At 61.5% G+C, this 14,241-nt stretch carries 12 protein-coding genes; 5 read left to right on the top strand and 7 right to left on the bottom strand.

Annotation, left to right across the window (positions count from 1 at the left end):
• Positions 1-104 precede the first annotated feature (104 nt).
• Both HU144_RS02180 and HU144_RS02175 read left to right on the top strand, forming a co-directional pair.
• Positions 105-710, top strand: a complete 606-nt coding sequence (locus HU144_RS02180; RefSeq protein ID WP_235349942.1) for a TetR/AcrR family transcriptional regulator — start codon at positions 105-107, stop codon at positions 708-710.
• 186 nt (positions 711-896) lie between these two features.
• The gene (locus HU144_RS02175; RefSeq protein ID WP_235349941.1) at positions 897-1,379 is read left to right on the top strand and encodes a hypothetical protein; all 483 of its coding nucleotides are present in this window, start codon (positions 897-899) and stop codon (positions 1,377-1,379) included.
• Between the two features lie 961 nt (positions 1,380-2,340).
• On the opposite strand, the gene HU144_RS02170 is transcribed toward HU144_RS02175, so the two are convergent.
• The 7 genes from HU144_RS02170 to HU144_RS02140 form a co-directional block, all read right to left on the bottom strand.
• Entirely contained in the window at positions 2,341-3,117 is a 777-nt protein-coding gene (locus HU144_RS02170; protein ID WP_235349940.1) for an SDR family NAD(P)-dependent oxidoreductase, read from the bottom strand.
• Between the two features lie 27 nt (positions 3,118-3,144).
• Complete coding sequence (locus HU144_RS02165) at positions 3,145-4,539, bottom strand: purine-cytosine permease family protein (protein WP_235349939.1); 1,395 nt, start codon at positions 4,537-4,539, stop codon at positions 3,145-3,147.
• A gap of 107 nt (positions 4,540-4,646) precedes the next feature.
• On the bottom strand, positions 4,647-6,158 hold the full coding sequence (locus HU144_RS02160; RefSeq protein ID WP_235349938.1) for an aldehyde dehydrogenase family protein: 1,512 nt from the start codon (positions 6,156-6,158) through the stop codon (positions 4,647-4,649).
• A 28-nt stretch (positions 6,159-6,186) separates the two neighbouring features.
• Positions 6,187-7,539, bottom strand: coding sequence for an MFS transporter (locus tag HU144_RS02155; protein ID WP_235349937.1), 1,353 nt, complete (start codon positions 7,537-7,539; stop codon positions 6,187-6,189).
• Positions 7,540-7,664: 125 nt separating this feature from the next.
• On the bottom strand, positions 7,665-8,882 hold the full coding sequence (locus tag HU144_RS02150; protein WP_235349936.1) for a M20 family metallopeptidase: 1,218 nt from the start codon (positions 8,880-8,882) through the stop codon (positions 7,665-7,667).
• Positions 8,879-9,562: a DUF1028 domain-containing protein gene (locus tag HU144_RS02145; protein WP_235349935.1), complete on the bottom strand. Its 684-nt coding sequence runs from the start codon at positions 9,560-9,562 to the stop codon at positions 8,879-8,881. Before HU144_RS02145 ends, HU144_RS02150 begins: the two co-directional genes overlap by 4 nt.
• The gene (locus HU144_RS02140; protein ID WP_235352635.1) at positions 9,559-9,972 is read right to left on the bottom strand and encodes a RidA family protein; all 414 of its coding nucleotides are present in this window, start codon (positions 9,970-9,972) and stop codon (positions 9,559-9,561) included. Before HU144_RS02140 ends, HU144_RS02145 begins: the two co-directional genes overlap by 4 nt.
• 184 nt (positions 9,973-10,156) lie before the next feature.
• Between HU144_RS02140 and HU144_RS02135 the strand changes: the two genes are divergently transcribed.
• The 3 genes from HU144_RS02135 to HU144_RS02125 all read left to right on the top strand — a co-directional run bounded on the left by HU144_RS02135 (position 10,157) and on the right by HU144_RS02125 (position 14,222).
• Positions 10,157-11,089, top strand: coding sequence for a LysR substrate-binding domain-containing protein (locus tag HU144_RS02135; RefSeq protein WP_235349934.1), 933 nt, complete (start codon positions 10,157-10,159; stop codon positions 11,087-11,089).
• 258 nt (positions 11,090-11,347) lie between these two features.
• Positions 11,348-12,640: a flavin-containing monooxygenase gene (locus HU144_RS02130; protein ID WP_235349933.1), complete on the top strand. Its 1,293-nt coding sequence runs from the start codon at positions 11,348-11,350 to the stop codon at positions 12,638-12,640.
• A gap of 61 nt (positions 12,641-12,701) precedes the next feature.
• A complete protein-coding gene (locus tag HU144_RS02125) occupies positions 12,702-14,222 on the top strand; it encodes an aspartate ammonia-lyase (protein WP_235349932.1) in 1,521 nt (506 codons plus the stop codon).
• The last annotated feature ends 19 nt before the right edge of the window (positions 14,223-14,241 follow it).

The raw sequence follows: 14,241 nt of genomic DNA, 5'->3' as shown, positions 1-14,241 counted from the left end.
CACCCAAAAGAATGGCATGGACGGGAAGTGATGAACAGAGGAAAGTGGCGCTTTTGCCATAGCGATCAGTGTTGATCTAGATCACTTCAGGAGATGATGAGGGTATGGCGAGACCGAAGAATCAGAAGGCGCGTAGGCAACAGCTGGTCCACTCGGCCAAGCAGGCTATCGTCGAGCGCGGCCTCAACGGCCTACGCGCGATCGATGTTGCGGCGTATTCCGAGCTGGGTGCCGGGTCGGTTGCATACTACTATCCGGACCTCGGCGATCTGGTGCGCGAGGTGCATGAGGATGCCGTGTCGCGCTTCTATTGGAACCGCAGACAACAGGAGGCTGAGGGTGAGGGGCCACGAGTCAGGCTCCGGCGCATCATCCGCAGCGGAATTCCCCAGTCGCGAGACGATATCGACTTCCAGGTGCTCAACGAGCTGCACACCCACGCCTACCGGGATACGTTTCATGCGCAGCTGATGGCCGAGCTCTACCGCCTCGAGGTCTCACTCTACGTCGATGTGCTCAGCGAAGGTGCTAAGGCGGGTGAGTTCACGATGGCGCTGCCAGTCGAGACGGCGGCGAGCAACCTGGTGGCGATGGAGGATGCGTACGGGCTGCACCTCATGGGCGGGACGCCGCTTGATGGTGAGGACATCTATCGGATGATCGCCGCCAACGCCGGGGTTATGGCGGGGTGCCGGTTGGGTGAAGGATGAGACTGCCCCCTGTGACGAATGCTCGCGGTCGATTCCCTCACTGCGCGAAATTTTGAAAGGTCGGAACACATGCACAGACAAGTAGTACAGACCGAAAACTGGAGGCTCTGCCTCACACCTATGACAGCACCATCTCTGGCAGATGCCGTCCTGGGTGGGACGGTCTCGGTCGATAGTGCGGGTGGAATGACTGTGCATACGGGTGCAATGTACGGACCCGTTGAGGTCACGATTGAACATCTCGACCACGCGCCAGAGAGCTCTGCCGAGGACTGGGAAGATGTCGTCGAACTGAGTGCGTTAGCTGCTGAGGGCGATCCGGTGACGTTGGTTGGAATATTCAGCGAAAGTAGTGAACTCTCCGACTGTGGTTCGGGAGCTCCTGCTCTGGAGAAAGGGGAGTTCTATCGAATCCGCATCCATCTGTGCGGACGAGATGATTCGGACACGGACGAGCTGATCGAGCAAGATCACGGAGCAAAGGATCACCTCCTTCTCCAGCTGTGGCCCGCAGCCACGTCCGAGCCTGAAATCATCAAGATGACATCGTCGAAAGCCCACAATGACAATGAGAATTCCGGGTGGCTCACAAGGTCTCGGTCGGTCGTCATTGGCATGGGCGAACCCGATATCGAAGCCTTAAAGGCTCAAAACCTCAGCAGCGATTGATAAGCGGCCGGATCCGCCGCAGATCAGTCTGGGTTTCCAGGCTGCCGACGAGAAGGGCGGCTCTCAGGGGCCGGTGTAATTGCGGAGGTCATGGCGGGTGTCGGTTGGGTGACTATCGGCAACGATGTTTGTTTCAATAGTGTGGAATAGCCACCACCGCCGACACGAATACCGAGTTGGGAGGGCCATGATGACTGAATCCTCGGATGCACTGACGACTCCACAGAATATCGCGGTCGATTCGAAGCCGAGCGGACTGTTGAAGCTTCTGTTCCTTCGGCATGCTTGGGCTCTGGCTGTGAGGCCAGATGTTCCGGACCCTTCCCAAGCCCCTGATGTCGGCGAGACTGTTCTTCCTGAGGGCGTGAGTGCGTCGGAGCTGAGCCAAGAGTGGTCTCAGCTGTGGGATGCACGCATTAAGTGGTATTCACAGTACGGAGCAGAACAGCCGCGTTCGCATGTTCCCATGCCGCAATGGGGAAACATGACGCCGAGCGACGAAGGCATCGACCTGGCTGCATTCGATCACTGGTCGTGGCCACTGCGCGAACACAGCGGGTCGAGTCGTCCAGAAAGCGCGGTCACGGAATCGCTGTCGGAAGCATATGCGAGTGGGCTGAGAAACATTACGGTTCTGCCAGTTGCGGGCGAGTATGTTCAGCGGCCCACGACTTCTGGGCTGATTGTCTCTGAGACTATTCGCGTGGATCAGACTCGATATGCCGCCTTATTGAGGGCCGCACGTGGGTAGTCGTGAATAACGTAGGGCACAATGAGGGACGCGCGTCGGGGGAGCGATGGCTGGACTGGCAGCATCAATTCGAATGACGTTTGCGAACAGGCTTACTCAGAGAATTACGGCCCTTGAGGTCTATCCAGCTACTAATAACAAACTCGGCGCCAGCCCACTGAAGAGCTGACGCCGAGCGTCAAGGACAAATCCTTGTGGTTGCGGGCGAAACTACTGGATCAGGAAACCGCCATCGACTGGCAGAGAAACGCCTGTGATGAACGCCGAGTCAGAGGACAGAAGGAACACGATGCCGGCGGCGACGTCGTCGGGCTTAGTGAGGTGGCCCATCGGAATAGGAGCGGCAAGTTCTGCCTTCTCGGCTTCGAGCTCTGCGCCGGACTTACCGATGAGTCCCTCGATAAGCGGAGTGTCAGCGTCGGCAGGACAAATCGCATTGACTCGAACCTTGTCTTCAGCATGCTGCAATGCCATCTGGCGGGTGAGATTGATGACGGCTCCTTTGGAGGCGGCATATGCGCATTCGTCTTTGTTGACAACGAACCCGAAGACCGAAGCGATATTCACGACTGATCCTCCGCCCGCACGCGCGATTTCGGGGATTGCATACTTTCCCGTCAAAAAGATGCTCTTGACGTTGACTGCCATCATTGTGTCCCACGCCTTTTCGGTGCAGGCCACTACGCCTCCCTCGCCGAGGGCAATGCCTGCGCAGTTGACGACTCCGTGAAGTGCTCCGAACTCCTTGACTGTATCGGCAACAGCGCTCTCTACGGCTTCTGCGTTGGTGACATCGGTTTCAAGCGCGATTGCGATCGTCGTCGATCGTCCCTGGTTGATCTCATTGGCAACCGCTTCGGCCGCTTCGCGCTTCAGGTCCAGTACACCGATCTGTGCTCCATCGGCTGCCAAGCGGTGGCACGTTGCTTTCCCTAGGCCAGAGCCACCACCGGTGACGATGAAGGTCTTATTTTCGAACTTGGTCATAGTGTTCTCCTTGTTTGTTGGTTCAGGTCAGTGGGTAGTCATCAGATGGGTGTCTGACTCGAGTTCGTCGCTGACTTGGCGTGTCTTCTTCATCAGAACGAAGTAGATGATTCCTGGAAGTGTGAGTGCGATGATCCAGGCATAGTCGATTCCGCCGACTGCTTCAAAGAGGAACCCGGTAAAGAACGCGGTGCTCATGAAAGGGATCTCTACGAGGATTGTTGCTGCGTAGGCGATAAGAGCACGCGAGTTGAACCGTCCGTAACGCCCATCGGGATCGAAAATATCGCCGACGACGTATCGGCCCTTACGGACGAAGAAGAAGTCGACAAGATTGATGGTGGTCCACGGGAAGAGCATGTACCCGAGGACAAGCAAGAGATTCTCGAAGAAGGTCATGAAGTCATTGCTGGCCATCACCGCCACCAACGTGGCTGCGACGAAGACGATGAGGAAGAGCGCCGCTCGCGCAGACAGAGTTGTCTTCACTCGTCTGAACGTATCCACGATTGTCGTCAGTGACATAAACGCGCCATATAGGTTGAACACGTTGGTGGCGATGACACCGAGCACGATGAAGATGTAGACAGCAGGAGCCAATGCGGTGGGAAAGAGCCAGGCAATGGTCTGACTGGGCTGGGAACCATACTCGGAAAAGATTGTCGTCAGCATTGCGCCGAGTGTCATCAGCCATGTGGTGCTGACTACGAGGCCGAGATAGGTGAAAATGAAGGTCTGTCTGCCGCTGGTGTTGATGGGCAGGTATCGCGAATAGTCGGCCACGTATGGGGCAAACGTCAGTTGCCATGTTGCTGTGGCGGCGATGAGCAGGAGGAATGCGGTTCCGTTGAAATCGCCGACATTCCAAGAGCCCACGGGAAGACCGTGCTGAATCACAACCACGGTGACGGCGAGGAAGCCAGCCCCCAGAATGATGGCGAACCATCGTTCGATTTTGTGAATGAGGTCGTGCCCGTAGAAGGTGATCACCAAAATGACGAGGCCCGATATGACAATGCCCCAATTCTTCCCAATGGGGGTGCCAGCATCAATGGCGTCTCCGGCAATGACAGAGTTGCTGGCGAAATAGCCGACGTACATGACGAGCACCGCGACCAAAGGAATCGCTGCGCCGAAGACTCCGAATTGTGCTCGGCTTTGAATCATCTGCGGGATCCCAAGCACGGGGCCCTGAACAGAATGGCCAGCCACGAAGAATGCGCCGAGGAAGTTGCCGCAGATGATCGCTACGACACTCCAGAACATATTGAGTCCAGAAAGAACTCCGATTCCTCCTGTCAGAGTGGTCAACACCATCATGTTGACGCTGAACCATAGGGGGAATTGACTGGCAGGATGGCCGTGCCGTTCGTTGTGCGGAACGAATTCCACCGATCTCAGCTCCGGAAACTTCGCGCTCATTATCAGCTCACTTCTTTGTGGTGTCTGTTGGTGCTATTCGTGGGACAACTGCCTGTTGCGCTCTCCCGCGCCCAACTGAAGCCGGACGCGGGAGAGCGTAAGAGGGTTCACCCCCACTGCAGCCAAGTCGTCTTGAAGTCCGAGTAGTTCTCCAGGGCGTGGACCGAGAGATCACGGCCGAAGCCGGACTGCTTGAACCCGCCGAAGGGTGTCGTGAAGCCGAGTGCATCAACGGTGTTCACCGAGACCGTGCCGGCGACCAGGCGGGACGAAACTCGATGGGCTCGGGCCATGCTGCCGGTCCACATCGATGCCGCAAGACCATAGGGTGTTCCGTTGGCCTTCTCAATTGCCTCATCCTCGGTGTCGAAGGGCGTGACGAGAGCGACGGGTCCGAAGATCTCATGCTGGTGGAGACGGTGATCGGCCGGCAGATCGGTGACGATCGTGGGATCGATGAACGCCTTGGAGCCGTTGATCTCCGGGCGGTTGCCGCCCTTGACGATGGTGCCGTCCGCGCGAGCCTCCTCGACGCACTCCCACACCTGATCGGCGTGCTTCTCAGACACCAGCGAACCGATCGCCGTGTCCGGATCCAGCGGATCGCCGGGCTGGAAGCTATCGGCCGCGGCCGTGAAGAGTCCGAGGAACTTCTCGTACACGGGCCGTTCGACGAAGATGCGTGAGTTCGCCGAGCACACCTCACCCTGGTTGTAGAAGGCACCGAACGCCGACTTGCTGGCAGCCGCCTCGAGGTCATCGCAGTCGGCGAAGATGATGTTCGAACTCTTCCCGCCGGCCTCCAGGGCCAGACGTTTCATGTTCGAGGTTCCGGCGTACTGCTGGAGCTGCATGGCCACCTCGGTGGAGCCGGTGAAGCCGAGCATGTCGACGTCCATGTGCATGCCCAGAGCCTTGCCGACGACCGATCCGCGACCGGGAACGACGTTGAGGATGCCCGCCGGAACCCCCGCCTCGGCGGCGAGTTCGGCCAACAGCAGGATCGAGTGCGAAGCCTCGACCGGTGGTTTGACCACGAGCGCATTGCCCGCTGCCAGGGCCGGAGCGATCTTCCACGTCGCGATCTCCAGCGGGTAGTTCCACGGCACGATGATGCCGATGACCCCGAGGGGCTCACGGGTCACCAGCGCCGTCGACCCCACTGGGGTGACCGGGATTTCGTCGGCGGTCTTCTCGATCGCCTCACCGTAGAAGCGGTAGAGCGCGGCGGAACCGGGGGCGTCGATCGTCGAGGATTCCCCGATCGGCTTGCCCATGTCGAGGGTGTCGAGGAGTGCGAATTCGTCGGCTCGTGTTTCTATGAGATCTGCCAGACGCAGCAGCACCTCACGGCGATGCGTGGCCGAGGCTCGTGACCACTCACCGGTCTCATACGCGGTGCGTGCCGCACTCACCGCGGCATCGACATCGTCCGGCCCGCCGAGGTGGAGCTGCGAGATCGTCTCACCGTTCGCTGGGTTAGTCTTCGCCTGGGTTTGGCCGGAGATCGCGTCCACGCGCTTGCCGTTGATCACCGGGCGCCCGTCGATGCTCAGCTTCGCAGCCTTGTCATGCCAGGTCGTGGCGGCAGTGCTGGGTGCCGAGATGGTGTCGGTCATGAGTGAGTCTCCAGTCGTTCGAAATGGCTCAGGTGGTCAGAGAATCGGTGGTTGTTGGGGCGTCGAGGTCGTCGTCCTTGAGGAGGTCGATGCCTTTGGTCTCGGGAATCGAGACCACGGTGATGATGCCGATGACGCCGACGACGGCGAGGAAGAAGCCGGGGCTGAGCATGCTGCCGGTGTTCCCGATCAGCCAGGTCAGGGCGTAGGGCGCGGTGCCGGCGAATAGGGCAGCGGTGAGTGCATAGGCGATCGAGAGCCCGGTCTGCCTGGTCCGCGTCGGAAAGAGCTCGACGACGGTCACGGCGTGAGTGCCGAGGATGATGGCGAGGATGAACGCCAGCCCGAAGGTCGAGACGAACGCGGCCAGGTCGGACTGCACCTGCATGAGCATGAACAGTGGGACCGCGAGAACAGTCAGGGAGACCGCGGCGGTCATGAGCACAGGCTTGCGACCGAACTTGTCGGAGGCGATGCCCGACAGCGGAACAATGATGAGCCCGAGAGCCGAGGCCAGCGTCGAGAGAAGGGCCGCCCGGCCGGGATCGAAGCCCAGCTCGGTCTCCTGATAGGTGAGCAGGTAGACGAGGACGACATAGAACGTGACGTTCATGAAGATCTCCATGCCGCACGTCTGCAGGAACTGTTTGGGGTTGCGCTTGAAGACCTCACGCAGTGGTGACTCGGAGACGGTCTCCATCTTCTGCAGCGCCTCAAACTCAGGGGTGTCCTCGATCTTGCGACGAATGTAGAGGCCGATGAGGCCCAACGGAACGGTGATGAGGAACGGGATTCTCCAACCGCCGGCCAGCACCTGTTCGGGGCTGAGTGCCTGGGTGAGCAGGAAGACGACGAGAGAGGCGAGGAGGAACCCGAGCAGGGAGCCGAATTCGAGCCAGCTGCAGCCGAAGCCGCGGCGTTTCCGGGGTGAGAACTCGCCGAGGAACGCCGCCGCACTGCCGAACTCGCCGCCAGCGGCCAGGCCCTGGACGATGCGGGTGACGATGAGGAGGATCGGGGCGAGCATCCCGATCGTCTCGTAGGTCGGCAGGATGCCGAGCACGAGAGTCGAGGCCGCCATGGCAAGGATGACGACCGAGAGGGTGACCTTGCGTCCGAGCTTGTCGCCGAGGCGGCCGAAGATGATCGCACCGATCGGACGGACGAGGAAGGAGACTGCGAAGACGGCGAAGGTTGCGAGCAGGCCCGCAGTTTCGTCGCCCTCGGGGAAGAAGATCGCTGCGATCGTCGTCGCCATATAGGCGTAGACGGCCCAGTCGAACCAGTGGACGAGCACGCCGATGGATCCGGCGGCGACGCTCTTCTGCAGGCCCTTCTTATAGGCCAGGTCATTCGCGTCGGCAGGGTGTGCACCGCTCATATCGAGTTCCTCCTTTGGAACCTCAGGCGCCGGCGGTGTGCCGGCGGCTTCGGCTCGGTGAACCGACAACAGCTCGGCACATGCGGGTGGCTGTTGTCGTTTCACCGAGCCGGTGAATCGGTTGGTCAGGCACCCGTCCGTCGGGCGCTGACGTCGGCGGCAGTCCAGGCCAGTGCCGTGGCACCGTCGATCAGAGTCCGTTCGGCCTCCGGGCCGACACACGACTCAGCAAAGGCCGCCTGATGATTGCTGGCCTCTCCGCCGACCCCGATGTAGGGATGGATCGCATTGACCATTTGGGACACGTTGCCCATATCCGTCGAGGCACGGTTCATCGTGGCGGCAATCGGATCGACGTCGAAGTTGCGGCCGAGTGTGATGGCATTGGCGCGGTAGGCCTCGAGCGCGTCCTCATCGGTGCGCATCTCCGCATACCGTTTGCTCTCCGGAGTGATCGTCAGCGTGGCACCGGTGGCCAGGGCTCCGGCCTCGAAGCAGTCGATGACTCGCTTCTCCACCTCGAGGAGTTCCTCGGTGGTCTCCGCACGGACATACCAGCGGCCCTCGGTCTTCGCCGGAATGGCGTTGGGTGCTTCACCGCCGTTGGTCATCACGCCGTGGACGCGCACGGTCTTCGGCAGCTGCTGACGCAGCAGACCCAGGGCGACCTGGGCGACGAGGAAGGCATCGTTGGCGTTGATTCCGCGCTCCGGATAGGCGGCCGCATGAGCCGCGCGACCCGAGTATTCGACGTGCCAGTGGGTGACTGCGAACGGTTCTGCCTCAGCGACGTCGACAGGAGCGGGGTGGGCCATGAGCGCGAAGTCGAGGTTCGCAAACGCTCCACGTTCGAGCAGTTCGATCTTGCCGCCGCCACCTTCCTCGGCGGGAGTGCCGATGACCTCGACGCTGAGTCCTAAGTCCTCTGCCGCAGCGGCAAGGCCGATGGCCCCGCCGACGCTCATTGCGGAGATGAGGTTGTGCCCGCAGGCATGGCCGAGGCCGGGCAGTGCATCATATTCGGCGAGGAATCCGATGGTGAAGTCGCCCGATCCGAACGTCGCGCGAAAAGCGGTCTCGAGCCCCAGATAGGGCTGTTCGACGGTGAAGTCATGATCTGCCAGAACGCCAGCCACCGAGGCGGAGGACCGGAACTCCTGCCACCCGATCTCCGGATCGTCGTGGAGTGAATTCGACAGGTCCACGAGCGCGGGGGACACCTCGGCGAGGCGAGCGGCGACCCGATCCTTGACGGACTGATCTGCGGTCGTCGCCGATGCGGCGCCCGTTGATGAGGACGAGCCGGCTGTTGTAGACACGTCGACGTCCGTGGACTGGCTCATCGCTCGTCTCCGGGGACGCCGTAGGACGGTGAGGCCACGGGGTCGAGTCCGCGGGTGATGTAGTCCTCGCGCTGCGGCATCCAGATGTCGAGGAGTTCGCCGAGCTCGGCGATGGGATCCTCATCGGCCCAGTCGACTCGCAGATCCGTCACCCGCCATCCAGCGTCGCTGACGACGGAGAGTCCAGCAGAGTGCACGGGTCCGGCCTCTCCGCCTTCGGCCATCGCGGCGGTGAACCCGGCGAAGAGCCGTTCTTCGATTCGCCCCGAAGCGTTCAAGGATGCTTCGACGAAGGCGTCGAGGACGCTGAGTGAGGCGAGCATATTGCCTCCGGATACGGCGTTCTTCTCTGTTCGAGAGCCGAAGATGCCGAGCGCCTCATCGCCTGAATGAACGGCTGTGCGTCCGGAAGCATCGATGACGAGCAGCTGTCGGTAGGCGGCCGCTGCCGGGTCGAGGGTGTTGACGACGGCATCGAGTGCGGCCTGTGCCGATTTCCCGGCCGACATCTCAGAGAGGATCGCGCCGCCGAGGCGGGGGTCGGTGACGTTCTGCGAGTTCACTCCGCCGATCCCATCGGCCAGGTTGAGGCAGCGGGCGGCAACAGCAGGTGATGAGGAAGCGATCGCCGAGCCGAATTCACCGGTGTCGGGATCGTGGAGGAGGAGGGAGAAGGTCATTGTGCCACCTCAGCGGTGGTGGGCTCGCTGATGACGGCGGTGGCGTCGATCTCGACGAGCCATTCCGGGCGAGCCAGGGCCTGAACGACGATGCCGGTCGAGACGGGGTAGACGCCCTTGAGCCATTTGCCCACGGTGCGGTAGACGTCCTCTCGGTAGCGGGGGTCGATGATGTAGATGGTGACCTTGACGATGTCCTCGAGCCTGCTGCCGGCCTCGTCGAGGAGCATGGCGATATTGGACATCGCCTTCTCCGCCTGCGCGGTGACGTCACCGATGCCCACGGATTCGCGAGTCTCAAGGTCCTGGCCGATCTGACCGCGGAGGTAGACGACACCGCCGGCGACGACGGCCTGGCACAGATCATTGTCGAGGTTCTGTTCGGGGTAGGTCTCTTTGGTGTTGAACATTCTCAGACGTGTGTGCGTGGGTTCGGCCACTTCGGTCTCCTCTTCGAGCTGATCGGAACATGTCGAACGGTGTGCTGAGCCGTTCATGTGTGTTTCCATTCTCGGAAACATCGGGGTATCTGTGAAATAGTTATTATCTAGAGGCTCCATCTGATAATTAGATTCCCAGGACGAAGAGGTCGCCATGGTGCACAGATTCTCGATCACGCTCACCCAGCTCTCGTACTTCGCGGAGTGCGCGAAGACGTTGAACATGACGACGGCAAGCCAAGAGCTCCACATCGCGCAGTCGGCTGTTTCGACTGCGATCAATCAGCTGGAGAAGGCGCTCGGCGCCCCGCTCTTCGTCCGCCAGCACTCGAAGGGGCTCGTCCTCACTCCTGCCGGCGAAGGATTGCTCCACGAGACCCGCCAGATCTTCGGACTCATCACCGATGCGGTCGAATCGATCCAGGCTGGGCAGAACGAAGTCCGTGGCACGATCGTCCTCGCCTGCTTCAAAACCCTGGCCCCGTTCATCCTTCCCCAGCTCATCGGACGGTTGAATGACCGACACCCGGAGCTGTCGATCGAGGTCGTCGAGGGTGACCACGAGGAGTGCATGACCGCGCTTCGCAGCGGAAGGGCGGAGATCGCCATCAACTACGACCTTACCGACGCCGAAGGCATTCAGGCCCATCGTGTCGGTGAAGTGCGACCGCACGTCATCGTCGATACGAACCACCGCTTGGCCGGGAAGAAGAAGGTCAAGCTGTCCGCGCTCGCCGAGGACCCCCTCGTTCTCCTCGACCTGCCCGACAGTCGCGAATACTTCCTCACCATGCTGCGCAACGCCGGCATCACGCCCAAGGTCAAGTACAAGTCCTCGAACTACGAGACCGTACGTTCGATGGTCGCGATGGGGCTGGGGTTCTCGATCCTCAACCAGCGCCCCGACATCGAGCAGACCTACACCGGAGCGAAGACTTCGATTCTCGAGATCTCCGATCCCGCACCCAGCCTTCACCTCGTCGTCTCCGCCCTGGCACAGGCGGCCGGAACCGCGAAGGCGAAGGCAGTGACGACGATGATGCGCGAGATCCTCGCCGAGGCGGCCCCGAGTGAGATTTCTTCCTGACAGTCACGCTCCGGTTGCCCGGGAGATTCTGCTGGGCTGTGCTCGTTCTGCCGAGCTTCGAGATACCCGGAAATGATTGACATTAGACGGCTACATCTATTCAGTAGATGCAATTGACCGTCAACAACTATTGGCATTGACACTCTCACCTGCGGTTTGCTGGACCACGAGAGGGCGAGGAACATGATCGCCCCACGAGCAAAGACGCAAGTGCCGTATCTGCAGGTCAGATGCGGTTTTCGAGAACAGGAGTGTCCCATGCCGGGCAAAGAAGCTGAGACCACCGAAGTCGTCATCATCGGCGCGGGCCAAGCCGGAATCGCGATGAGCGAGCACCTGCAGTCCAGGGGAGTGCCCCACATCGTTCTGGAGAAGAACCGGATCGCCGAGGCATGGCAGTCGAGGCGTTGGGACTCCCTCGTCGCCAACGGTCCCGCCTGGCATGACCGGTTCCCGACACAGGAATTCGCCGACGTCGACCCCGACGGATTCGCGACCAAGGACCAGGTCGCCGACTACTTCCGGACCCTCGTCGAGAACAACAATCTTCCCGTGCGCACCGGAGTCACCGTGACTGCTGTGACTGAACGCGAAAAGGCCCGCGGCTACCTCGTCGAAACCGATCAGGGCACCATCGAGGCCGACTACGTCGTCGCCGCGACCGGACCATTCCAGACCCCGATCATCCCGAAGATCATTCCCGAGAGCTCCGGGATCACCCAGATCCATTCGAACTCGTACAAGAATCCTGCGCAGCTCGACGAGGGCGCCGTACTCGTCGTCGGTGCAGGTTCCTCGGGCGTGCAGATCGCCGCTGAGATCCAGAAGTCCGGCAAGAAGGTCTACCTTGCCGTGGGACCGCACGATCGCCCGCCACGTGCCTACCGCAACCGCGACTTCTGCTGGTGGCTCGGTGCCCTGGGCAAATGGGACCTCGCGGCCCCACCCGTGGGCGCCGACCACGTCACCATCGCCGTCAGCGGTGCCGAAGGGGGACACACCGTGGACTTCCGCAACCTCGCGGCCTCGGGAATCACTTTGCTGGGACGCGCGAACTCCTTCACCGACGGCAAGCTGCAGATCGGTTCCGACCTCGGGAAGAACATCGCCCGCGGCGACGACAACTACCTGTCTCTGCTGCGTGAGGCCGATGAGTACATCGAACGCAACGGTCTCGATCTTCCCCAGGAGCCCGAAGCGCACATCCTCGGACCTGACCCTGAGTCGGTCACTGACCCGATCCTCGAACTCGACCTCGCCGAGGCGGACGTGCAGACCGTGATCTGGGCGACCGGATTCGGAGTCGACTACTCCTGGCTGCAGGTCAGCGGAGTCCTCGACGAGCGCGGCTACCCAGTCCAGCAGCGCGGCGTCACACCTGTTCCCGGCATGTACTTCCTCGGTCTCCCATGGCTGTCACGTCGCGGCTCGAGCTTCATCTGGGGAGTCTGGCACGACGCGAAATACCTCGCCGACCAGATCGAGATCCAGCGCAAATACCGCGACTATGAACCAGATCATAACGCCCTCCTCGAGGCCGCAGTATCGTAATGACCGAGGGACAACCTCGGCGAATATTCTGACGTCCTCACAAGGAAAGAAGGCACCACCGGTGACCGACAGCGTTTCCGTACCCACCCGCACCGAAACCGATTCGATCGGCAGCCTCGAGATCCCCGCCGCGGCGTATTGGGGTGTGCACACGGCGCGAGCGATGGAGAACTTCCCGATCGCCCGCCGACCGGTCTCCGTCTATCCCGATTTCGTCCGCGCCTTCGCCTGTGTGAAGCAGGCGGCGGCCCGGGCGAACCTGGAGATCGGTGCCCTCGACGAACAGCGCGCCAACCTCATCGACGCCGCCTGCGAGGAGATCAAGGGCGGACGGCTCCACGACGAGTTCACCGTCGGTGTGATCCAGGGCGGTGCGGGCACCTCGACGAACATGAACGCCAACGAGGTGATCACGAACCGCGCACTCGAGATCGGCGGTCACGCGAAGGGCGACTACTCGTTCATCAACCCCAATGACCACACGAATCACAGCCAGTCGACGAACGACACCTACCCGACGGCGATCAAGATCGCGCTGGCCTTCTCACTGCAGAACCTCCTCGGCGAACTCACGCTTCTAGCCGATGCCTTCGCCGCGAAGGGGCGCGAGTTCTCCCACATCATCAAGGTCGGTCGCACCCAGCTCCAGGACGCGGTGCCGATGACCCTGGGTCAGGAATTCACCGCCTTCGCCACCACTCTGCATGAGGACGTCCAGCGGCTCGAAGACGCGGTGGCACTCCTCGGTGAGGTCAACATGGGCGCCACGGCGATCGGAACGGCGATCAACGCCCCGATCGGGTACAAGGAAGCGGTGATCAAGCACCTGCGCACCATCACCGGGCTCGAGCTCGTCACCGCCGGCGACCTCGTCGAATCCACCTCCGACACCGGTGTCTTCATCACCTTCTCCGGGGCGCTCAAGCGCAGTGCGCTGAAGATGTCGAAGATCGCCAACGACCTGCGTCTGCTGTCGTCGGGACCGCAGGCCGGCTTCGGTGAGATCAATCTGCCTGCCCGTCAGGCCGGCTCATCGATCATGCCCGGCAAGGTCAACCCCGTCATCCCCGAAGCCGTCTCCCAGGTCGCCTACTCCGTTGCCGGTGCCGACGTCACCGTGTCCATGGCCGTCGAGGCCGGCCAGCTCCAGCTCAACGCGTTCGAGCCGGTCATCGCCCATTCCCTGTTCCAATCGATCACCTGGCTCGAGCGTGCCTGCCAGACCTTCCGCGTCAACTGTGTCAACGGCATCACTGCCAACGAGGCGGCCCTCGAGGACACCGTGGCCCGTTCCGTCACCGTTATCACCGCTCTGGCCCCGGTCATCGGTTATGCCCCTGCCGCGCAGCTGGCCAAGCAGGCGCTGGCGACGAACGAGCCGATCTCCGACCTCGTCGTGGCCCAGGGGCTCCTCGATAGGACTCAGCTCGAGGAGATCCTCAAACCCGAACGCCTCACCGGCCTGCCTGCCGACCATGGTGTGGAGAACTCGGCAGATAGCGCCGAGGCGGTGCCCCGTGACGAGATGACCTCGGAGATCCCCGTGGTGCCGGAGGCTCCGATGGTGCCGCCGGCACAGTGAGTTGAGTTGCCCTGTTGAG

Origin of the sequence: Brevibacterium sp. UCMA 11752, assembly GCF_021532235.1 — a bacterium.
Taxonomy (GTDB): Bacteria; Actinomycetota; Actinomycetes; order Actinomycetales; family Brevibacteriaceae; genus Brevibacterium; species Brevibacterium antiquum.
This window is presented reverse-complemented; position numbering and strand designations above follow the sequence as displayed.